This window comes from Mycobacterium persicum, from assembly GCF_002086915.1.
Taxonomy (GTDB): Bacteria; Actinomycetota; Actinomycetes; order Mycobacteriales; family Mycobacteriaceae; genus Mycobacterium; species Mycobacterium persicum.
The window spans coordinates 1,096,422-1,117,269 of the sequence record NZ_MWQA01000001.1 but is presented as its reverse complement, the minus strand read 5'-3'; the positions used below and the strand labels follow the sequence as shown (position 1 = coordinate 1,117,269).

Genomic DNA, 20,848 nt, shown 5'->3' with positions numbered 1-20,848 from the left:
CGGGTCCGGTGGACTCGTCGGCGCCGGCGGAAACGGCGGTGCAGGTGGTGCAGGCGGCAGCGGCGGTGTCGGTAACGCCGGTGCCGGCGGTGCCGGCGGTGCCGGTGGAAACGGGGGACTCATATGCGGAGCCGGTGGGGCCGGTGGAAACGGCGGGGCCGGCGGGTACGGCGCGTCGGGTTCTCAAGTCGGCGGTTACGGAGCTAACGGAGGGAACGGCGGTGCCGGTGGAAGCGGTGGTTCGGCTGGGCTGTTCGGGTCCGGTGGGTCCGGCGGAAACGGCGGGGCCGGCGGGCACGGCGGGTCAAGCCTCCAAAACAAAGGCGATGGCGGCAGCGGCGGTGCCGGGGGAAGCGCTGGCAACGGCGGAAACGGTGGACGCGAATTGGGAAACGGTGGGGCCGGTGGATCTGGTGGGGCCGGCGGGGACGGCGGGTCGGGTTCTCACGTCGGCGGTAGCGGGGGGAACGGCGGTGCCGGTGGAAGCGGTGGTTCGGCTGGGCTGTTCGGCTCTGGTGGGTCTGGCGGAAACGGCGGGGCCGGCGGGCAAGGTGGGTGGGGCACCGTAAGAGGAGGCAGCGGCGGTGCGGGGGGAAGTGCTGGCCATGGCGGAAACGGTGGACTCGTATTCGGAAACGGTGGCCACGGTGGAAACGGCGGGGCTGGCGGGCACGGCGGGACGGGCGCCCAATTGGGAGGCGGCGGCGGTGGCGGTGGTGCCGGTGGAAGCGGCGGCCATGGCGGACTCCTATACGGAGACGGTGGGGCCGGTGGATCTGGTGGGTCCGCCGGGGACGGCGGGTCGAGCGCCCTATTCGGAAGCAGCGGCGGTGGCGGCGGTGCCGGCGGAAGCGGTGGCCACGGTGGAAGCGGTGGCGCGGCTGGGCTGTTCGGCTCTGGTGGCCACGGTGGAAACGGTGGGGCCGGCGGGCACGGCGGGTCAAGCCTGCAAAACGGAGGCAACGGCGGCAGCGGCGGTGCCGGGGGAGGCGGCGGCAACGGCGGAAACGGTGGACTCATATACGGAAACGGTGGGGCCGGTGGAAACGGCGGGGCCGGCGGGCACGGCGGGTCGGGCACCGTAAGCGGCGGCAACGGCGGTGCCGGCGGAAGCGGTGGCAACGGTGGGAACAGTGGACTCATACATGGAAACGGTGGGGCCGGTGGAAACGGCGGAGCCGGCGGGCACGGCGGGGCGGGCACCGTAAACGGAGACAACGGCCGCACTGGCAAGAACGGCAGAAACGGTGATGGTGTGCGGATTGGACCGGGAAACCGGTGAGGTGTTCGGGCGGCACGTCGTCGCCTGCGCCCAGACCGAAACAGCGGCGGTGGAGCCCGGGGGGCGCCGAGATGCCGATGCCGTCGATCGATCCGGGTTTTCGGTGGTGGATGTGGAGGCAAGCTCGCCTCATGGGCTGGCCAATATTGCCGCATTGTGTAGATCGTGCGGAAATACAAGGGGCAGTGCACCTTTGAGGTGTTGTCAGGCCGCTGGGTGGTGGGTGCGCACGGTGTCTTGGTTGGTGCGCTGGCGCCCCTCGCGACTACGAGCGCCTGCCGGCGCACTCTGAATGGTTCGCCGCGCCGCACCAGCCACCGAGGGTCAGCCTCCGCCAGCGGAACGCCACGGCGAAAAATCGGGTGGGATTTCGCCGTGGCGTTACGGTCGTGACGGTGGCTTGCGCTAACGCCAGGAGTATTCGGTGCGCAACCGGGCGGCGACCACATCGAAGATGTCGCGCGGCAGGATCGCGCCCTCGCGGCGGATACTCTCCTCCGGCACGTCGAGCACCCGGTCCAGCCGGACCCAGCTCTGCCTTCCTTCGTAATCCCAATCCCCAGAACCGATTCCGACCCAGTCACGATCGGCGGCGCGGTCTTTCTGGCTGGACAGCATGAGCCCCAGCAAGATGTTGCGGTTACGGCCGACGACGAGCACCGGCCGGTCTTTGCCGCGGGTCGGGTCGTCTTCGTAGACCACCCAGGTCCACACGATTTCCCCCGGGTTGGCCCGGCCATCGAGATCCGGGGCGTAGACCAGCCTGCGGGCCCGCTGTGCGGTGGGAAAGCTGGTGCTGGTCACCGGCCGGCCTGCGGCGATCTCCTGGGGAGGTGGCGGCAGGCCCATCGCCATGATGTTCGCGGTGATCTTCACCGCATGCTGAAGTTCTCGCAGGACGGTCTGCGAGTTCTGTAGTTGACGTGCCACCTTCGGAGCCTCGGTGAACACCAGGTTCCCTACATTCTCCGCGAAACGCTGGAACGTCTTCCACTGTGACTTCCGGGCGGACGCCATGTTGGCAGCATAGCCGCGCCCGGCGGCGCGCGATTGTGTCTCGAAGCGCCGGGCTGGATACGCTGGACATACCCACCAACCGCCCAGCTGGCAGGCTCACGACCGTCCACCAGGAGACTCCCATCAGCAGTTTCGCCGACAAAACCTTCACGCCGCCGGCGCAGATTCGCAACTTCTGCATCATCGCTCACATCGACCACGGCAAGTCGACGCTGGCCGACCGGATGCTGCAGTTGACCGGGGTGGTCGACGAGCGGTCGATGCGCGCGCAATACCTGGACCGGATGGACATCGAGCGGGAACGCGGTATCACCATCAAGGCCCAGAATGTGCGGTTGCCCTGGCGGGTGGCCGACCAGGACTACGTGCTGCACCTCATCGACACTCCCGGACACGTCGATTTCACCTACGAGGTGTCGCGGGCGCTGGAGGCCTGCGAGGGTGCGGTGTTGCTGGTCGACGCGGCGCAGGGCATCGAGGCGCAGACGTTGGCCAACCTGTATCTGGCGCTGGACCGCGACCTGCACATCATTCCGGTGCTGAACAAGATCGACCTGCCGGCCGCGGACCCGGACCGCTACGCGGGCGAGATCGCCCACATCATCGGCTGCGAACCGCACGACGTGCTGCGGGTGTCCGGCAAGACCGGCGAGGGGGTCGCCGACCTGCTCGACCATGTGGTTCGCGAGGTGCCGCCGCCTCGGGGCGACGCCGACGCGCCCACTCGGGCAATGATTTTCGACTCCGTGTACGACATCTACCGCGGTGTGGTGACCTACGTTCGGGTGGTCGACGGCAAGATCACCCCACGCGAGCGCATCGCCATGATGTCCACCGGAGCCACCCACGAGCTGCTCGAGGTCGGCATCGTCTCACCCGAGCCGAAGCCCTGCGGCGGCCTCGGTGTGGGCGAGGTCGGCTATCTGATCACCGGCGTCAAGGACGTGCGCCAGTCCAAGGTCGGCGACACCGTGACGACGGTCCGCCATGGCGCCAAGGAGGCGCTGACCGGCTACCGCGAGCCCAAGCCGATGGTCTACTCGGGCCTCTATCCCGTCGACGGTTCGGACTACCCGAATTTGCGCGAAGCCCTGGACAAGCTGCGGCTCAACGACGCGGCCCTGACCTACGAGCCGGAGACCTCGGTGGCGCTCGGCTTCGGGTTCCGGTGCGGCTTTCTTGGCCTGCTGCACATGGAGATCACCCGCGAGCGGCTGGAGCGCGAGTTCGATCTGGATCTGATCTCCACCTCACCCAACGTCGTCTACCGGGTGCTCAAAGAGGATGGCTCCGAGATCATCGTCACCAATCCGTCGGATTGGCCGGAGGGCAAGATCCGTACCGTCTACGAACCCGTCGTGAAGACCACCATCATCGCGCCCAGCGAGTTCATCGGCACCATCATGGAACTGTGCCAGTCGCGCCGCGGCGAGCTGGGCGGCATGGACTACCTGTCGCCCGAGCGGGTGGAACTGCGCTACACAATGCCGTTGGGGGAGATAATTTTCGACTTCTTCGACGCACTGAAGTCGCGCACCCGCGGCTATGCCAGCCTTGATTACGAGGAGGCCGGGGAACAGGAAGCGCAACTGGTCAAGGTCGACATCCTGCTGCAGGGCGAGACGGTTGACGCGTTCAGCGCGATCGTGCACAAGGATTCGGCGTTCGCCTACGGCACCAAAATGACGACCAAGCTCAAGGAGCTGATCCCGCGCCAGCAATTCGAGGTGCCGGTCCAGGCCGCCATCGGGTCGAAAATCATTGCGCGCGAGAACATTCGCGCGATCCGCAAGGATGTGCTGTCGAAGTGCTACGGCGGTGACATCACCCGGAAACGCAAACTGCTGGAGAAGCAGAAGGAAGGCAAGAAGCGGATGAAAACCATTGGGCGGGTTGACGTGCCGCAGGAGGCCTTTGTGGCGGCGTTATCCACCGACACCGCGGGGGACAAGGGCAAGAAGTGACAAACCGCTGGTGCTCGATGGCCGCCGGGTTGTTGGCCGTGGTGCTGTCGAGCGGGTGCACCGCAACGACCGGTGGCAAAGCGGGACCGGCGCCGGACATGGCGACGCATGCGCTGACGGGCCCAGCTATCAAGCAGGCCATGATCGACGGCACCGCTCTGGCGAAGTTGCTGAACCAGCCGTTCCAGACCGCCCCCAAATACCCGGAGTTCGGTGGCAGCGAAACATTGGGAAGCGCTTGGGAATCAGCACTACCCGCCGACTGCCTAGGTGTCGTCCACATGATGCAGCAGGGTCCCTATCGCTTCGCGCCGGTACAAAACACGGCCAGTGAAATGTGGAGCCACAACGGTGCTTCGGTGAAGGTCGACGACGTCTATGAAGGCATCGCCGCGTTACCGACGGCAGCAGACGCCAACGGGTTGTTCGCCAAGTTCGCCGCGCAGTGGAAGAAGTGCGATGACACCACGCTGACGATGCCAACCTCTACGGTGTACGGTCAGGCCGCCATCTCCGAGGTACGCGTCGTGGATTCGGTTGTCGCGGCGACCATCTCACTGGGGTCCGGCCCGCACTCGATTTTGACGACCATCCCGCAAGCCCGGGCCCTTGGCGTCCGGGGAAATTGCTTGGTTGAGGTCACGGTCAGCTTCGTTCCAACCGCCTACCCATCCGATGAGGGGACCGGCAATCTCGCCACCAGCGCCGTCGACATCGCGCACGCGATGATGGACAAGGTCACCGCGCTGAGCTGACATCGCTCTCGTCCGCGAGCAGACCGCGAGCAGACATGGAATCGCACGAATTCCCTTGGAATTGTGCGATTCCATGTCTGCTCGCCGCGACACTCGCCGGGCGCCACCTACATGGGTGCGTTGGCCGGCTGGAACATCCCCGAGCCGTCGGCTTCCTCCTCGGCGCGGATCACGTGGACCACCGCGTTGATCAGCGCCAGGTGGGTGAACGCCTGCGGGAAGTTGCCCAGCTGACGGCCGGTGCGCGGCTCGATCTCCTCGGCGTAGAGGTGCAACGGGCTGGCGTAGGACAGCAGCTTCTCGCACAGCCGTTTGGCCCGCGCCACTTCGCCGATCTCGACCAGCGCCGACACCAACCAGAACGAGCAGATGGTGAACGTGCCTTCCTCGCCGGACAGGCCGTCGTCGGTCTCGTGCACCCGATAGCGCAGCACCAGGCCTTCCTCGGTCAGTTCGTCGGCGATGGCCAGCACGGTGTTGCGTACCCGCGGGTCGTCGGGCGGCAGGAACCGGGTCAGCACCGCCAGCAGCAGCGACGCGTCCAGGGCGTCGCTGCCGTAGCGCTGGGTCAGCACGCCGCGGGAGTCCACGCCGTGCTCGAGAATGTCGGCTTTGATCTCCTCGGCGATCTGGCGCCATTGCTGGGCATAGCTTTTCTCGCCCTGGCGCGCGGCCAGCTTGGCGCCGCGATCCAGCGCCACCCAGCACATCACCTTCGACGAGGTGAAGTGCTGCGGTTCGCCGCGCACTTCCCAGATGCCGCGGTCGGGTTCGCGCCAGTGCTTGATCGCCTCCTCGACCTGGCGCTTGAGCACCGGCCACAACGTCTCCGGCACCTGCTCACGCGATTTGGCGTGCAGGTAGAACGAGTCCAGAATCGAGCCCCAAATGTCATGCTGCTGCTGGTTGTAGGCGCCGTTGCCGATCCGGACCGGACGCGCGTGGTCGTAGCCGGACAGGTGGTGTAGCTCCTCTTCGACCAGGCTGCGCTCGCCGCCCACGCCGTACATCACCTGCAGCGGATGGCGCTCGTTGTTGTTTGCGCCGGACACGTCGGCGATGAAGGCGAAGAAGTCGTCGGCTTCGCGGTCCAGTCCCAGGGTGTAGAGCCCCCACAACGCGAACGTCGAGTCGCGGACCCAGGCGTAGCGGTAATCCCAGTTGCGTTCGCCGTGCGGTGTTTCCGGCAGCGACGTGGTGCTGGCGGCCAGCAGCGCGCCGGTGGGCGAGTACGTCAACCCTTTGAGCGTGAGCGCGCTGCGCTGCAGGTACGCCCGCCACGGGTGATCGGGGAAATTGCCGATATTGATCCACTGCCGCCAGCACTCGGTGGTTTGCCACATCTTCTGTGCGGCCTCTTCGTAGGTCTGCGGCGCCGGATGCTTGGTCCAGCTCAGGGCGACGAACACGTCGTCGCCCTCCTTCATCCGGGTGCGGGCGCGGGCTTCGCGACCCTCCAGCCCGATCCGCAGATTGGTGGTCAGCTGCAGCGTCGGGTGGATGTCGGGTTGATGGCTGGCCCGCGCGATCGCCTCACCGTAGGCATTGGCCGAGTATTCCCAGGTGGCCCCGAGGCGGTGGTAGTCGAATGCCGGCTCGCAACTCATCATCAGCTCGACCGTGCCGCTGACGCAGCGCACTGTCCGAAGCAAAATATGTTCGGCGTCCCAGTCCATCGGGGTGCGCCGGTGGGTGCGCGATCGTCGTTCGATGTCGTGCCACGGCCCCATCACCAACGCGTCGCGCACGATCAGCCAGCCGGTGTGGGTCTGCCAGGTGGTCTCCATGATCAGGCTGCCGGGCAGATAGCGGCGTGCCGAGGGCACCGAAACGCCGTAAGGGCCCAGCCGGAAATGGCCCGCGCTGCGGTCCAGGATCGCGCCGAACACGCTGGGGGAGTCCGGCCGGGGCACACACATCCACTCCACCGATCCCGCCGGCGAGATCAGGCAGGTCGTCTCCCAGTCGGACAGGAAGGCGTAATCGGCAATGGGTGGAAACGGATTGCGCAGCGATGAGCTGGACGTGAAAACGCCCTTCGCGTCGGACTTGACGGACGGGACGGGTGCTGCCTGGAACGCTGGACTATCGGTGACGTGAGCGACCTCGGCGGCCTCGTCTGCGGGTTCGGCGTGCAGGACCATGCGGTCATCATCAACTGTCGACCTACTTCGCGTCCACCACTTCGGCTGCCCTGTTATTCAGGTGCCGCGATTTAGCCGCCGCGCCGCGCGTAGCCGGACGCGTGCTCGGGTAGCGGACCGATCGCGACCAGATAGCCGAGCACCCGCCGCAGCGGCCGTGACCCGCCCACCAGCTGGACGGCCCGCGGCGGCGCCGGGTCGGCGCCGGTCATGGCGACCGCGACCACGCGGGCATGGATCGCCCGTTGTAGCGCTTGCAGAAACGCGGTTGGCGCCCACCCGCCGCGCCTGTACCCGCGCCAGATGACGTCAACGCCGGCGCGGGCCAGCAACAAACCGAGCATCATGCCTGCCGGCCCACCGCCGGAGACCATACACGTGGTTTTGCCCGACTGCTGGAGCACTCCTGATCTTAGGCGGATCGTGGCACATTGGATTCGGCTGCCGGGCCGAATAAGGTGTGTTGGAGTGAACGGATTCTTGAATTGGTGGGACGGCGTCGAGCTGTGGCTTTCCGGTCTTCCGTTCGCGTTGCAGGCGTTGGCGGTAATGCCGGTAGTGCTGGGCCTGGCATATATCACCGCGGCGGTGCTCGATGCCTTGCTCGGCAAGGGCATCACAGTGATGCGGCGAATCCGCCACTCCGACGAAGTGTCCGAGTAAGCCGATGCCGCGGTCGCACGTCACCCTGGTCCTGGTCGCGCTCGTGGTGCTGGTGATCGCCATGTGGTTACTGACGCGGTGACGGCGGCGGCTCGCCATGGGACCGCGGCCGATTCTGTTAGGCTTCCCGGCATGCACGCGGTAGCCGATTGCCCCGGGCGCGCTCAATGCGCGCCCGGCTGCGTGGTTGCGGCTGTGGCGATCTGCGCCGCCGTCGACGTGCACTGTTGTCGCTGACTCCCGCCCGTGCGCGGTCTGGCATGGAGTTGGTGAAGCCCTCCAGTTAGCGACCGATCGCCTTTCCGCAGCTACGGGACCGACGCTTACCACTCCCGCACCCCGGAAGGCCACCAATGCCACAGACGCCGAAGACCCCGTGGCGGCATGTCGTTGCCCGCCCGGTGGTGCTGGCGCTGGTCGTCGGAGTCGTTGCGGCGTGTCACGGTGGTCCCAGCGACGTCGCCGGCGGCGGCGGGCCGGCCGGCGCGCACACCAGCATCACCCTGGTCGCTTACTCCGCCCCGGAACCCGGCTGGCGCACGGTGATCCCGGCGTTCAACGCCTCCGAGGAAGGCAGGGACGTGCAGGTGATCACGTCGTACGGGGCCTCTGGCGACCAGTCCCGCGGTGTTGTCGACGGCAAGCCGGCCGATCTGGTGAATTTCTCCGTCGAACCCGACATCACCCGCTTGGTCAAGGCCGGCAAGGTTTCCAAGGACTGGAATGCCGACGTCACCAAGGGCATTGCCTTCGGGTCGGTGGTGACGCTGGTGGTACGCGCCGGCAATCCCAAGAACATCAAGGATTGGGACGACCTGTTGCGCCCCGGCGTGGAGGTCATCACGCCCAGCCCACTGAGTTCGGGTTCGGCCAAGTGGAACCTGCTCGCTCCGTATGCGGTCAAAAGTGAAGGCGGCCGTAACCACCAAGCGGGGATCGACTACGTCAGCACCCTGGTCCGCGAGCACGTCAAATTGCGTCCCGGATCGGGACGGGAAGCCAGCGATGTCTTTGTCCAGGGCAGCGGCGATGTGCTGATCAGCTACGAGAACGAGGCCATCGCCACCGAACGGCAGGGCAAGGCGGTCCAGCACATCACCCCGTCACAGACGTTCAAGATCGAAAACCCGCTGGCGGTGGTCACCAGTAGTTCCCATCTTGCGGCCGCGACGGCATTCAAGAACTTCCAGTACACCGCGGCGGCGCAGAAACTGTGGGCGCAGTCCGGTTTCCGGCCCGTCGATCCCGCGGTGGCCGCCGACTTTCGCGGGCAGTTTCCGGTGCCGGCGAAGCTGTGGACAATCGCCGACCTGGGCGGCTGGGAAATAGTGGATCCGCGGCTGTTCGACAGGGGCACCGGCAGCATCACCAAGATCTATATGCAGGCCACCGGATGACCGCACCGACAAGGCCGGATCCAAGGCCGGATCCGCCCGCCATCGGGGACGATTCGCCCGCCGACGATAACGCACCAGGTCGCCGCGGATCCGGCCGGTGGGGCAGCACGTCGCTTCGGGTCGGAGTTTCGGTGGTGTGGTTGTCGATTATCGTGCTGCTGCCATTGGCCGCCATCGCCTGGCAAGCTTCGGGCGGCGGCTGGCAGGCGTTCTGGGTGTCGGTCACGTCGCGCGCCGCGCTGGACTCACTGCGGGTGACACTGAGCATTTCGGCGGCGGTCACTCTCGTCAACACGGTGTTCGGCCTGCTGATCGCCTGGGTGTTGGTGCGCGACGACTTCGTCGGCAAACGGCTCGTCGATGCGATCATCGATCTGCCCTTCGCGCTGCCCACCATCGTGGCCAGCCTGGTGATGCTCGCCCTTTATGGCCCGACCAGTCCGGTGGGTCTTCAGTTGCAGCACACCGCGTGGGGGGTAGGCGTGGCCCTGGCGTTTGTCACCTTGCCGTTCGTGGTGCGCGCCGTTCAGCCGGTGCTGCTCGAAGTCGATCGTGAGGCTGAGGAGGCGGCGGCGTCGCTGGGTGCCAGCGGTCCCAAGATCTTCACCTCGGTGGTGTTGCCGTCGCTGCTGCCGGCGTTGTTGTCCGGTGCGGGCCTTGCGTTTTCGCGGGCCATCGGTGAATACGGCTCGGTCGTGCTGATTGGTGGCGCGGTGCCGGGCAAGACCGAGGTGTCGTCCCAGTGGATCCGCACCTTGATCGAGAACGACGACCAGACCGGCGCCGCCGCGATATCCGTTGTGCTGTTGACGATTTCCTTTGTGGTGTTGCTGCTGTTGCGTGTCGTCGGTACGCGTGCGGCCCGGCGGGAGGAGATGGTCGCATGACGCCCTCGCTCGGCGTCCGTTACCTGCTCCGATCCATCGCGCTCGGATATGTCAGTGTGCTGCTGGTGGTTCCGGTGGCGGTGATCCTCTGGCGGACCTTCGAACCGGGCCTCGGCCAGTTCTATGCCTGGATCAGCACGCCGGCGGCGATATCGGCACTGAATCTGTCGCTGCTGGTGGTGGGCATCGTGGTGCCGTTGAACGTGCTGTTCGGGATCCCGACGGCATTGATGCTCGCCCGCAATCGATTTCGGGGCAAGGGTGTACTACAGGCGATCATCGACCTGCCGTTCGCGGTCTCACCGGTGATCGTGGGTGTCGCGTTGATCCTGCTGTGGGGATCCGCCGGTGCACTGGGCTTCGTCGAGAAGGACCTGGGGCTGAAGATCATCTTCGGCCTGCCCGGCATTGTCCTCGCCAGCATGTTCGTCACGCTGCCGTTCGTGGTGCGCGAAGTCGAACCGGTGTTGCACGAGTTGGGCACCGACCAGGAGCAGGCGGCCGCGACGCTGGGTTCCGGTTGGTGGCAGACATTTTGGCGGATCACGCTGCCGTCCATCCGGTGGGGCCTGACCTACGGCATCGTGTTGACCGTCGCCCGCACGCTCGGCGAATACGGTGCGGTCCTGATCGTGTCGTCGAACCTGCCGGGCACGTCCCAAACGCTGACATTGCTGGTCTCGGACCGCTACAACCGTGGCGCCGAGTATGGGGCGTACGCGCTGTCGACCCTGCTGATGGCCGTCGCGGTGGTGGTGTTGGTCGTTCAGGTGGCACTGGATGCCCGCCGGGCACGAGCGGCCGGCCAGGACTGACGAGGAGACGCTGAGATGACCACAGCCATGACGAAGGGCCGCAACGGGTATGCCATCGTCGTGCGCAACGCCGCTAAGCGCTATGGCGACTTCGTTGCCCTGGACCATGTGGACTTCGTGGTGCCCGCCGGTTCGCTGACCGCGTTGCTGGGCCCCAGCGGCTCCGGGAAATCGACGCTGTTGCGCACCATCGCCGGCCTTGACCGACCGGACGCCGGCTCCGTCACGATCAACGGGCGCGACGTGACCGGGGTGCCGCCGCAGCGGCGGGGCATCGGATTCGTCTTTCAGCACTACGCCGCCTTCAAGCACCTGACGGTTCGCGACAACATCGCCTACGGGTTGAAGATCCGCAAGCGGCCCCGGGCCGAGATCAAGGAGAAGGTCGACCACCTGCTGGAGGTGGTGGGCCTGAGCGGATTTCACGGCCGCTACCCCAATCAGCTCTCCGGCGGTCAGCGTCAGCGGATGGCACTGGCCCGCGCGCTGGCCGTCGACCCGGAGGTGTTGCTGCTCGACGAACCGTTCGGTGCCCTGGACGCCAAAGTCCGTGAGGACCTTCGCAGTTGGCTGCGCCGCCTGCACGACGAGGTGCACGTCACCACGGTGCTGGTCACCCATGACCAGGCCGAGGCCCTGGATGTGGCCGATCGGATCGCCGTGCTCAACAGGGGCCGTATCGAACAGGTCGGATCTCCGACCGACGTCTACGACGCCCCGGCGAACGCGTTCGTCATGTCCTTTCTGGGGGCGGTTTCCATGCTCAACGGCGCCTTGGTCCGCCCGCATGACATCCGAGTCGGCCGGACTCCGGAGATGGCCGTTGCCGCCGCCGACGGTACCGCGGAGTCCACCGGTGTTGCCCGCGCCACCGTGAACCGGGTGGTGGTGCTGGGTTTCGAGGTTCGGGTCGAGTTGACCAGTGCGGCAACGGGAGGCGCCTTCACCGCCCAGATCACCCGCGGTGACGCCGAGGCGCTGGCCCTACGGGAGGGCGACACCGTCTACGTACGTGCCACCCGGGTGCCGCCCATTCCCCACGACATCGCGGGTCCAGGCGATGACGGAGTCGGCGGGGCCGAGACCGATCAGGCCACGCTGACGTCGGTGTGATCCCCGGATACTCCGGCCCACCGACGTTCCCACATCGCGCGCCAGTCGCGTTCCTCGTCGTGCTTGTCGTGGTGCAGTTCGCTCGACGGCGGGGTGAGGTGAATCCCGGGATCGGGGAGAGCGAAAAAGTCGCCACTGCCCTTGGCGGAATGGTGTGCTCCGGTGTCGATGTAGCAGTGCCCGCGACCGGACAGGGTGGCGCTGTCGTCGGTCTGGCCCAGGTAGTTCAGCACGTTGGTGGCGGCAGCTGCTGCGCCGTTCTTCGCGAAGATCGCCGCTTTCGGCAGCGGCTTACCCCACGGGCAGGTGATCGCCGTGATGTCACCGACCGCCCATATCCCCGAATACTGCGTCTGCATGGTGACGGGGTCGACTGCGATCCACCCCGGTTGACCGAGCGTGATCGCGGGCTGATGCGGCGGAATGAACACCAGCAGATCAAAATCGACGCTCTGGCCATCCTGGAAATGGATTGTCCGGCTGACTGGATCGATGCGATCGACGGTCTGTTCGCAATAGACGTCGATGCCTTCGCGATTCAGCAGGCTGACGAGTTCGGGACCGGCGTAGGGGCCCGCCGAAGGCATCGGTTGCTGCTCCGGGGTATATATCGAGATCTGAGTCGCGGCGCGGGTTCCGTTCTCACGCAACAAGTCCGCCGCCAAGAGAGCCCCTTCGTACGGGGCAACCGGGCATCGGTACGGCTGCGAGGTGATCAGGAACACCAGCTTGCCTCCGGAAAAAGCCGACAGCGCACGGTGTGCGGACGCAGCCGCTGCTGTGGCGTAATAATGGACGGCCGAGCCGCTGTCGACCGCTTCCGGCAATCCGGGAATCATCTCGATCGCGATGCGTGATCCCGCCGCGAGTACGAGTGCGTCATAACCGATTTCGGAGCTGTCGGCCAATGTGACCGTCTTGGCGTCGGGATCCACAGCGGTGACCCTAGCGGTGATGGTGGTGATCCCGGACAACGCTTCAGCGGTGGGACGGATCGGGACGCTGTCCTCGTCGCGCCATCCCCGCATGACCCATGGCAAGGTGAATCCAAGGAAGTGGGAAAAGTCTTCATCGATGATGGTGATGTCCAGATCCGTTACCGGCGTTGCGGATCGGCGGATCTCGTCGATCACGCTGAGTCCGCCGATCCCGGCGCCGACGATGACCAGTTTCTTGCTCACTGTTGATGCCCTTCATTCTCGCTAGACAGTGGATAGTGGGTTGGCTCAGGCGGCCGTCATACGTGCTCGCCGGCCCCGGTGTTCGGGGTGAAGCTCCCTTCCGCGGGTGAACCTCACGATCGAGGTCGGCTATTGCTGCTGAAAACTTCGATAGCCCAATACGTTCGGTTGCGCAGTTGCGGAGTCGAGCGGCGGCTGGCGGCTCGACGGCACCGTCGGATCGAGGCGACCGCTCGCAGTCTTCAGAATGTCATATGTAGTTGACAATAGAAATAGTAGAAGGCAGCTAGTGATACTGTCAACCATAGTTGGCTAATGCCGGCAGGCTGCCGGCACGCGCCGAGTCGGGCGGTGTGAAGCCCGGTGTGACACCCCGCCGGGTTCAAGGGCCGGGGTTCTCGCTGGATCGGGATCCGGGGGCAGCGCGGTCATGGGTTTGTGGCCTCCCTCGCGGCTCGGGCATGGTAACTGGCAACCAGGTCATTGGTGGGTACCCCGTCGAAGTGATGTCACACGGTCCGTGCGGTGCCCGGCGGGCCGCTGGTTGCCGGCAAGGGCGCGACGGCATTGTCGGCGTACCGCTCGACTCGTCTGCGGTGGCTTGTGGTAGCGAAGTCGTCTTGCACCCGGCTGCTGCAGATGGCAAACCGTCAACCGTGGGAAACATCACACCATCTGCTGCTACGGCCGAAAGTGGCAGCGCCTTACCGGATTGGCCCCCGTTGGTGTCGATCTCACGAATCGCCATTTTTCCCAAGGTAATTCGGACCATGGTGGCAACGGCCACGGCGCAAGGTGGGAATTGCGGAACCGATGTGTGCACCGTCGGCCTCCCGCCGGCGACAGGTTTCACAGCCACGGCAATGGGCCCCGAGCGATCTAATTAGATGTACTATCGTTCGGTCGGATCCGCGGCGTAACGCGTCGCCATGCCGCGTCAACAGATGCCAACGGCAGCGCCGCCGGTTGGGTCCGCAACATAAGGAGTGATCGATGAACGGGATAGTGGCTTCGGGTGTCCGCGGCACAATGAGGAAAATTGCACTGGCCGCGGCGCTTGTCGCGATGCCCGTGGCCGGTGTGACGGTTCCGGCGAACGCAACTCCCGGCCCCGGTCGCACGTTAGCCCCGCCGGTTCTGCTCGACGATCCCAACCCCGGCGATCCTTCCGGTCCGGATGCTCCCACCAGCCCCAATGATCCGCGATGCATCCAGATGCCGTTGGACCCGATATGCCACGGTGGCCCGTATTACCAGGGTCCCCCCACCGGCCCCGACGATCCGCAGTGCGCCCGGATGCCCGGTGATGGGGTTTGCGCCGGGGGTCCGTATGCCCCCAAGCCCATGGAGCCCGTGGCCCCACCGATCGTCGGCGCCCCACCGCCTGAGGCCCCGCGCGTCGACGCGCCACAACTGCCCGAGGCCCCGCACGTCGATGCACCACAGATGCCCGAGATGCACTTCCCGTCGGAACCCGGTCGCATTTAGCGGGCGGTGCTTTCGGCCGGCGATGGCGGCAGCGACTGCCCCGGCAGTGACCGAAGACCGGCGGGATGCTCCCACCGGGCCGGTCTGCCGCCGGATCTGGTTGAGCGCCAGCGCCTTTGGTGTACCAATCAGAGGTCGGCGGCCTGGCGGCTGAACCCAAGCCGCGACCGATTCCAGCCCTGCGGCGCGCTGGCGTCGGCGGCGTTGCCCGGCGTCAGGCGGCGATGCGTTCCGCCGCCGCCTGATCGAAGCGATTCAGGACCGTCTCGGCAACCAGGTGGTGGGCACCCAAAGGCGCCGTGATCGGAATGCCGGCGCGATCGGCGTAGCCGTGCACCCGGTCGGTCAGCACACCCGGCGCCAGGAACCACGACGCGATCGCCAGCCGGCGGGCGCCGCCGGCGAGCAACTCGTCAACGGCGACGGGCAGCGAATCGGGCATGGTGGCGAAGGCGGTCGTGGCCGCGGCCCATCGGGTGCCGGCGGCCAGCTTTGACGCTACCGCCGCAGTGCGGGCGTTGGCCGAAGCGCTCGACGACCCGATTGCCACCACCAGCACACCGAGGGCGTCATCGCGGCGCGACGTCCCGAGTTCCGCCAGCCGCTGGTGCAACACCGTCACCAACCGGTCGTCCTCGCCGAGCACACCGGCCTGCCGCACCATGTGGGTGCGTCGTGAGCCAACCCGGCCGGCGATCTGGCGGGGGATGTCGACGCGGGCGTGGTACGCGTCGGCCAGCAGCAGCGGAGTGACGATGGCGTCGGCGGGAGACTCCCGCAGCACCTCGGACAGGCTCGGCGGATTGTGTTCGCAGAACGCCACCTGCACGTCAACACCCGGCCGCAGGCGAGCCAGGCGGTCTGCCACCGCCCGCGCATTGGCCGCCGACCGAGGATCCGCGCTGCCGTGCGCGGTCAATACGAGTGTCGTCACGATGCGTGCAGCCCGCATTCGGTCTTGGCCAGCCCTTGCCAACGGCCGCTGCGCGGGTCGGCGCCGTCGGACGGCTTGGCCGTGCATGGGGCGCAGCCGATCGACGGATAGCCTTCGTACACAAGGGGGTTGACCAGCACGTCGTGTTCGGTGATGTAGTCCTGCATATCCTGGTCGGTCCAGGCCGCCAGCGGATTGACCTTCACCAGTTTGAACGCTTCATCGAAGCTGACCAGCGGGGCGTTGGCGCGGGTCGGGGCCTCGACCCGGCGCAGTCCGGTCACCCAGGCCGAATAGCCGCGTAGGGTCTTGCTCAGCGGGACGACTTTACGCAGCCGGCAGCACTCGCCCGGGTCGCGAGCGAACAGGTCCTTGCCGAGCAATTCGTCTTGTTCGCCGACCGAATGCTCCGGAGTGACATTGAGGACCCGGACGTCGTAGACGGATTCGATCGCATCGCGGGTGCCGATGGTTTCCGCGAAGTGGTAGCCGGTGTCCAGGAATATCACCGGCACACCCGGGCGGACCTTGGCGGCCAGATCGACCAGCACGGCGTCGGCCATATTGGAAGCGACCACATAGTTGCAGGTCGCCCAGCCGCGGGGGCCGTTGACGCCGCCGAAGGTTTCATCGGTCCAGCGCAGCAGTTCGGTGGCGCTGGCGCCGTCGAATTCGGCTGCAGCGCGCGCCGCCAACTCCCGCAGCTCCGGTTCGGCCGGTTTGGTTGCCGGGGAAGTCATCGCAGCTCGTCCTCCTCGGCCCGAATCGCCCACTGCGCGAAGCGTTCGCCGTCGGCTCGATGTTTGATGAAGTTGCGCACCACCCGCTCGATGTAGTCGCCCAGCTCGTCGCTGGTGACCTTGTGCTGACGCAGTTTTCGGCCGAAACCACTGTCCAGGCCGAGGCTTCCGCCCAGGTGCACCTGGAAGCCCTCCACCGAGCCGCCATGACCGTCGTCGACCATCTGTCCTTTGAAACCGATGTCGGCGACTTGGATGCGCGCACACGAGTTCGGGCAACCGTTGATGTTGACGGTGACCGGTACGTCGAGCGCTGAGTTGATGTCTTCCAGCCGGCGATCCAGTTCGGGCGCCAATGACTGTGCCCGGACCCGGGTTTCGGCGAAGGACAGCTTGCAAAACTCAATTCCGCTGCACGCCATCAGATTACGGCGCCAGCGCGACGGGCTGGACTGCAGACCCAGCGCCTCCAGGCCGGCGACGGTGGCGTCGAGCGAGGCGTCGGGTATGTCGAGGATGACCAGCTTCTGGTACGGCGTGAACCGGATCCGGTCGGACCCGGCCCGCTCGGCCAGCTCCGCCACCGCCGACAGTATGGTGCCGGATACCCGTCCGGCGATGGGCGCGACTCCGACGGCGTTGCGGCCGTTTTTGAGCCGTTGCACCCCGACGTGGTCGATCGGATGCTTGATCGGTTCGGGGGCCGGGCCGTCGATGAGGGGACGCCTGAGGTATTCGGTTTCGAGCACCTGCCGGAATTTCTCGATACCCCAGTCCTTGATCAGGAATTTGAGCCGCGCCTTGGAGCGCAGCCTGCGGTAGCCGTAGTCACGGAATACCGACGTCACCGCCGCCCACACTTCGGGCACCTCTTCCAGCGGCACCCAGGCGCCGACCCGCTGGGCCAGCATCGGGTTGGTGGACAGCCCGCCGCCGACCCACAGGTCCAGTCCCGGCCCGTGTTCGGGATGGTTGACGCCGATGAACGCGACATCGTTGATTTCGTGCGCGACGTCCTGCAGGCCCGAGATGGCGGTCTTGTACTTGCGCGGCAGGTCGGCGAAGTCGGGCTGGCCGATGTGGCGGCGCACGATTTCGTCGATCGCCCAGGTCGGGTCGAGCACCTCGTCCAGCGACTCGCCGGCCAGCGGCGAGCCCAGGATGACCCGGGGGCAGTCGCCGCACGCCTCGGCGGTCTGCAGCCCGACCGCGTCCAGCCGCCGCCAGATTTCGGGGACGTTTTCCACTTCAATCCAGTGGTATTGCAGGTTCTCCCGATCGGAGATGTCGGCGGTGTCCCGGGCGAATTCGGTCGAAATTTGGCCCAGCGTGCGCAGCGCCGCCGACGAGATGGCGCCGCCGTCGCAGCGAACCCGCATCATGAAGTACTTGGCCTCGAGCTTCTCGATGTTCTCGTCGCCGGTCCAGGAGCCGTCGTAGCCCTGTTCACGTTGGGTGTACAGGCCCCACCAGCGGAACCGGCCGCGCAGGTCGTCCTTGTCGATGCTGTCGAATCCGCTTTGGGCGTAGACGTTTTCGATACGTTGCCGGACGTCGAGTGGGTTGCCGGCCTTCTTCAGCTCTTCATTGGCGTTGAGCGGCTCCCGATCTCCCAGCGCCCATTGGCCCTCGTTGCGGGGCTTGGCGGGACGGGTTGTGGTCATTGGGCCGTTCTCCTTCGCGAACATTGCCGACCTTGGCGCGCGGAAACCACCGATTCTTACGGCGAGGCGCAGATCCGGTGGCCAGCTGGAGGTACAGGTGGGCTGGGTCTACGACGTCAAGGCCGACAGCAACAGCTGCAGACGCGCTTGAGGTCGATGTGCCGACGCATTACCAGCGCAAGACGCGGGGTCGAACGGGCGACGGTCACGCCGACATTCTGCCATGCCCCGCGCCCGGCCGTGCGACCAGGTCTGATTTGTTCTCACCGTGAGCAAAATCCGGTTGATCCGGGGAGCCGCGTGGCTGCGGTGCCCTGGTCGCGAGGTCGACCAGGAGATCGCCACCAAAACGTTATATGGTCGCTATAGAAACTATTGCACTAAGAAAATATTGTCGCCTTCGTTTTCCGGATTAGGGGTCCTGTTCCTAACCCGGCGACGATCCGCCGTAGCTAGCAGCGTGACCGCGCGACAGGGGAAGTCTTAGGTGAGCAATGTGGTCTAGGTCCAAATATGGTGCCCCGCGCTCCCATACATTCGCCGGCCGAGGTTCAGTGGCAACGTCGGGTGCCCAAGACCGCGCACCGTTGGCAAGAGTCGGCCGGTATGCCGATGCGGTCGGTGCCGTTCGCTCGGCCAGGCCCAACCATCGCTGGCTCGACGTGGTTGCGGTGGCCGTCGTCGCGGCGTTGGGTGGGCTGCTTTTCGGCGGTTGGGTGCTGTTTCAGCAGCACCAGAAGGACGACGCTGCCAAAGAGGCGCTCGACGCGGCGCAGAACTATGTCCTCAAGCTGACCAACCTTGATTCGGAAGCAGTCGATGCCCGCTTCGCCGACATCATGGACGGCTCGACCGGTGAATTCAACGACTCATACCGCAAATCCAGTCAGCAGTTCCGAAAGGAGCTGGTCGAACGCCAGGTTCATACGCGAGGCTCTGTGGTGGCGGCCGCGGTGAAGTCGGCTACGCCGGACAAGGTTGTCGTCCTGATGTTCGTCGACGAGTCGATAAGTAACCGAGACAATTCGCGGTCTCAACTCGACCACGTCCGCATCAAGATGACGATGGTCAAGCTCAACGGTCGTTGGATGGCAAGAAAGGTGCAGCTGCTATGAGTTTCGGGACGCCGGCGATATGCGGTGGTAGCGCGGGCGCGGTCGCGCGGCGGGTTTTCGCCGTGGCGGCCGTCGCGGGCGCCGCGTGGATCTTGGGGCCCGCCGTGTCGCCGGGCAGCTCGCATGCCGATAGCGTCAATTGGGAAGCCATCGCGCAATGTGAGTCCGGCGGCAATTGGGCGGCCGACACCGGCAACGGTTTTTACGGCGGTTTGCAGATCAGCCAGCCGACCTGGCAAGGCAACGGAGGCTCCGGATTGCCGTCGGCCGCCAGTCCCGACGGGCAGATCGATGTGGGCGAGCGAATCATGACCACTCAGGGGCCGGGCGCATGGCCAAGGTGCAGCTCATGTAGCCGTGGTGACGCCCCCATAGGTTCCCTGACACACATCCTGACAGCCCTGATGGCGGCAAACGGGGGTTGTACGGGTAACACCGACGACTGAGCCGGACCCGACCCGGGAGGGCGGCAAACCATAACCAATTGTTCGGCGCGACTCCCAAATTGGCGGAACTCCCGCGTCGGGCTGCTCACGCAGTCAATAATCGCCGGCACCGGACGCTTGGCGGTGGACAGCGATGGTGCCGTCGAGTGGCCCAACTCGTGACGAGCCATCGGGAGGTACGGGTGTCTTTTGTGGCGACGGTGCCGGAGCTTGTGGACGCGGCGGCAACAGATTTCGCAAGAATCGGTTCGGCAATCAACGCGGCGGCCCAGACCGCGGCCGCCCCCACCACGTCGGTGTTGAGCGCCGGTTCCGATGAGGTGTCGGCGGGCATCGCAGCGGTGTTCGGAGCACATGGGCGGGCATATCAGGCACTTGCCGCCCAAGCGTCGGCATTTCATGACCAGTTTGTTCAGAATCTCGCCGCGAACGCGGGCTCCTATGCCAGCGCCGAGGCCGCCAATGCCGCACAGAGCTTGCTGAATGCGATCAACGCGCCCAGCTTGGCACTACTGGGCCGTCCCCTGATCGGCAACGGCGCCGACGGAGCCCCTGGGACCGGGGCAAATGGCGGGCCCGGCGGTGTCTTGATCGGAAATGGTGGTGCGGGCGGTTCTGGCGGAACCGGTCAAAACGGCGGAAACGGCGGGCCCGCCGGGTTATTCGGCAACGGCGGCGCAGGCGGTAACGGCGGAATCGGCACTACCACAAACGGTGGCAAGGGCGGGGCCGGCGGTGCCGGCGGGTTGTTCGGCTCCGGCGGTGCCGGCGGAAACGGTGGGCTGTCAATACTTTTCGACGGCGGCCAGGGCGGGGCGGGCGGTACGGCGGGGCTGGTCGGCAGTGGCGGCGCCGGGGGCGCCGGCGGATTCTCCGGTCAGGGCAACGGCGGTGCGGGCGGAGTAGGTGGCTCCGGAGGATTCTTCGGTGTGGGTGGCGCCGGCGGGGTCGGTGGGTTCGGCGGGCTCAGCGGCGGGGACGGCGGGGCCGGGGGTAGTGCCGGCCTGCTTGGCGGCCTTGGTGGGCCCGGGGCGGCGGCGGTACCGGCCAAACCGTCAACGGTGGGGAAGCTGGGGCCGGGGGGTCTGGCGGGGTGATCGGTCTGGGTGGCGACGGCGGCGTCGGCGGTGCCGGTGGTGCCGGCGGACTGTTCGGCAATGGGGGCGCCGGCGGAGCCGGCGGGATTTCGCTGGCCGGCACGCCCACCACCGGCGCGGCGGGCGGGGCCGGCGGCAGTGGCGGC

The 20,848-nt window shown here is 66.4% G+C and carries 17 protein-coding genes and 3 pseudogenes; 12 read left to right on the top strand and 8 right to left on the bottom strand.

Annotated elements, in window-relative coordinates; all coding sequences use genetic code 11:
* Nucleotides 1-1,282 (top strand): annotated as a pseudogene (locus B4U45_RS04965) (PE family protein); the annotation flags it as partial.
* Between the two features lie 405 nt (nucleotides 1,283-1,687).
* Here B4U45_RS04965 and B4U45_RS04960 read toward each other — a convergent pair.
* Nucleotides 1,688-2,299 (bottom strand): type II toxin-antitoxin system PemK/MazF family toxin, encoded by a 612-nt coding sequence (locus B4U45_RS04960; RefSeq protein WP_075549470.1) that lies wholly within the window; start codon nucleotides 2,297-2,299, stop codon nucleotides 1,688-1,690.
* Between B4U45_RS04960 and lepA the strand changes: the two genes are divergently transcribed.
* Entirely contained in the window at nucleotides 2,278-4,263 is a 1,986-nt protein-coding gene (gene lepA, locus B4U45_RS04955; protein ID WP_089025285.1) for a translation elongation factor 4, read from the top strand. The two genes, B4U45_RS04960 and lepA, sit on opposite strands and share 22 nt — an antisense overlap.
* Nucleotides 4,260-5,018 carry a sensor domain-containing protein gene (locus B4U45_RS04950; protein WP_075549468.1) on the top strand — a complete coding sequence of 253 codons (759 nt, stop codon included), beginning with the start codon at nucleotides 4,260-4,262 and terminating at the stop codon, nucleotides 5,016-5,018. The genes lepA and B4U45_RS04950 overlap by 4 nt, the downstream gene beginning before the upstream one ends.
* 107 nt (nucleotides 5,019-5,125) lie before the next feature.
* Here B4U45_RS04950 and B4U45_RS04945 read toward each other — a convergent pair whose 3' ends face one another.
* Nucleotides 5,126-7,162, bottom strand: a complete 2,037-nt coding sequence (locus B4U45_RS04945) for a glycoside hydrolase family 15 protein (protein WP_083044333.1) — start codon at nucleotides 7,160-7,162, stop codon at nucleotides 5,126-5,128.
* A 305-nt stretch (nucleotides 7,163-7,467) separates the two neighbouring features.
* A pseudogene (locus tag B4U45_RS30300) lies at nucleotides 7,468-7,536 on the bottom strand (FAD-dependent monooxygenase); the annotation flags it as partial.
* 94 nt (nucleotides 7,537-7,630) lie between these two features.
* Between B4U45_RS30300 and B4U45_RS04935 the strand changes: the two are divergent.
* From B4U45_RS04935 to B4U45_RS04915, 5 genes are all read left to right on the top strand, one after another.
* Nucleotides 7,631-7,825, top strand: a complete 195-nt coding sequence (locus B4U45_RS04935; RefSeq protein WP_075549465.1) for a hypothetical protein — start codon at nucleotides 7,631-7,633, stop codon at nucleotides 7,823-7,825.
* A 353-nt stretch (nucleotides 7,826-8,178) separates the two neighbouring features.
* Nucleotides 8,179-9,222 carry an extracellular solute-binding protein gene (locus tag B4U45_RS04930; protein ID WP_075549464.1) on the top strand — a complete coding sequence of 348 codons (1,044 nt, stop codon included), beginning with the start codon at nucleotides 8,179-8,181 and terminating at the stop codon, nucleotides 9,220-9,222.
* Nucleotides 9,219-10,109 carry a sulfate ABC transporter permease subunit CysT gene (gene cysT, locus B4U45_RS04925; RefSeq protein WP_075549463.1) on the top strand — a complete coding sequence of 297 codons (891 nt, stop codon included), beginning with the start codon at nucleotides 9,219-9,221 and terminating at the stop codon, nucleotides 10,107-10,109. Before B4U45_RS04930 ends, cysT begins: the two co-directional genes overlap by 4 nt.
* Nucleotides 10,106-10,924, top strand: coding sequence for a sulfate ABC transporter permease subunit CysW (gene cysW / locus B4U45_RS04920; RefSeq protein ID WP_075549462.1), 819 nt, complete (start codon nucleotides 10,106-10,108; stop codon nucleotides 10,922-10,924). Before cysT ends, cysW begins: the two co-directional genes overlap by 4 nt.
* Nucleotides 10,925-10,951: 27 nt before the next feature.
* Nucleotides 10,952-12,037, top strand: coding sequence for a sulfate/molybdate ABC transporter ATP-binding protein (locus B4U45_RS04915; protein ID WP_232336984.1), 1,086 nt, complete (start codon nucleotides 10,952-10,954; stop codon nucleotides 12,035-12,037).
* Here the strand turns inward: B4U45_RS04915 and B4U45_RS04910 are convergent.
* Complete coding sequence (locus tag B4U45_RS04910) at nucleotides 12,013-13,218, bottom strand: NAD(P)/FAD-dependent oxidoreductase (RefSeq protein ID WP_075549460.1); 1,206 nt, start codon at nucleotides 13,216-13,218, stop codon at nucleotides 12,013-12,015. The genes B4U45_RS04915 and B4U45_RS04910 overlap by 25 nt on opposite strands.
* 993 nt (nucleotides 13,219-14,211) lie before the next feature.
* Here B4U45_RS04910 and B4U45_RS04905 point away from each other — a divergent pair.
* Nucleotides 14,212-14,706 carry a hypothetical protein gene (locus tag B4U45_RS04905; protein ID WP_131808368.1) on the top strand — a complete coding sequence of 165 codons (495 nt, stop codon included), beginning with the start codon at nucleotides 14,212-14,214 and terminating at the stop codon, nucleotides 14,704-14,706.
* Between the two features lie 214 nt (nucleotides 14,707-14,920).
* Here the strand turns inward: B4U45_RS04905 and B4U45_RS04900 are convergent, their stop codons facing one another.
* The 4 genes from B4U45_RS04900 to B4U45_RS30295 form a co-directional block, all read right to left on the bottom strand.
* The gene (locus tag B4U45_RS04900) at nucleotides 14,921-15,658 is read right to left on the bottom strand and encodes a sirohydrochlorin chelatase (protein WP_371687244.1); all 738 of its coding nucleotides are present in this window, start codon (nucleotides 15,656-15,658) and stop codon (nucleotides 14,921-14,923) included.
* Nucleotides 15,637-16,380: a phosphoadenylyl-sulfate reductase gene (locus tag B4U45_RS04895; protein WP_075549457.1), complete on the bottom strand. Its 744-nt coding sequence runs from the start codon at nucleotides 16,378-16,380 to the stop codon at nucleotides 15,637-15,639. The genes B4U45_RS04900 and B4U45_RS04895 overlap by 22 nt, the downstream gene beginning before the upstream one ends.
* A complete protein-coding gene (locus B4U45_RS04890; protein WP_075549474.1) occupies nucleotides 16,377-18,044 on the bottom strand; it encodes a nitrite/sulfite reductase in 1,668 nt (555 codons plus the stop codon). Before B4U45_RS04890 ends, B4U45_RS04895 begins: the two co-directional genes overlap by 4 nt.
* 116 nt (nucleotides 18,045-18,160) lie before the next feature.
* Entirely contained in the window at nucleotides 18,161-18,214 is a 54-nt protein-coding gene (locus B4U45_RS30295) for an Ms4527A family Cys-rich leader peptide (protein WP_364469835.1), read from the bottom strand.
* A gap of 384 nt (nucleotides 18,215-18,598) precedes the next feature.
* Here B4U45_RS30295 and B4U45_RS04885 point away from each other — a divergent pair, with 384 nt between their 5' ends.
* From B4U45_RS04885 to B4U45_RS04875, 3 genes and pseudogenes are all read left to right on the top strand, one after another.
* Nucleotides 18,599-19,159: a hypothetical protein gene (locus B4U45_RS04885; protein ID WP_240316464.1), complete on the top strand. Its 561-nt coding sequence runs from the start codon at nucleotides 18,599-18,601 to the stop codon at nucleotides 19,157-19,159.
* Nucleotides 19,156-19,605, top strand: a complete 450-nt coding sequence (locus tag B4U45_RS04880; RefSeq protein WP_082275655.1) for a transglycosylase family protein — start codon at nucleotides 19,156-19,158, stop codon at nucleotides 19,603-19,605. The genes B4U45_RS04885 and B4U45_RS04880 overlap by 4 nt, the downstream gene beginning before the upstream one ends.
* Nucleotides 19,606-19,787: 182 nt before the next feature.
* Nucleotides 19,788-20,848, top strand: a pseudogene (locus tag B4U45_RS04875) (PE family protein); the annotation flags it as partial.

What these genes read in the sequence shown, in the direction of transcription:
- B4U45_RS04960 (WP_075549470.1), bottom strand. Translation starts at nt 2,299, where the DNA reads ATGGCGTCCGCCCGGAAGTCACAGTGGAAGACGTTCCAGCGTTTCGCG.
- B4U45_RS04945 (WP_083044333.1), bottom strand. Translation starts at nt 7,162, where the DNA reads ATGGTCCTGCACGCCGAACCCGCAGACGAGGCCGCCGAGGTCGCTCAC.
- B4U45_RS04930 (WP_075549464.1), top strand. Translation starts at nt 8,179, where the DNA reads ATGCCACAGACGCCGAAGACCCCGTGGCGGCATGTCGTTGCCCGCCCG.
- cysT (WP_075549463.1), top strand. Translation starts at nt 9,219, where the DNA reads ATGACCGCACCGACAAGGCCGGATCCAAGGCCGGATCCGCCCGCCATC.
- cysW (WP_075549462.1), top strand. Translation starts at nt 10,106, where the DNA reads ATGACGCCCTCGCTCGGCGTCCGTTACCTGCTCCGATCCATCGCGCTC.
- B4U45_RS04915 (WP_232336984.1), top strand. Translation starts at nt 10,952, where the DNA reads ATGACGAAGGGCCGCAACGGGTATGCCATCGTCGTGCGCAACGCCGCT.
- B4U45_RS04905 (WP_131808368.1), top strand. Translation starts at nt 14,212, where the DNA reads ATGAACGGGATAGTGGCTTCGGGTGTCCGCGGCACAATGAGGAAAATT.
- B4U45_RS04900 (WP_371687244.1), bottom strand. Translation starts at nt 15,658, where the DNA reads ATGCGGGCTGCACGCATCGTGACGACACTCGTATTGACCGCGCACGGC.
- B4U45_RS04895 (WP_075549457.1), bottom strand. Translation starts at nt 16,380, where the DNA reads ATGACTTCCCCGGCAACCAAACCGGCCGAACCGGAGCTGCGGGAGTTG.
- B4U45_RS04890 (WP_075549474.1), bottom strand. Translation starts at nt 18,044, where the DNA reads ATGACCACAACCCGTCCCGCCAAGCCCCGCAACGAGGGCCAATGGGCG.
- B4U45_RS04880 (WP_082275655.1), top strand. Translation starts at nt 19,156, where the DNA reads ATGAGTTTCGGGACGCCGGCGATATGCGGTGGTAGCGCGGGCGCGGTC.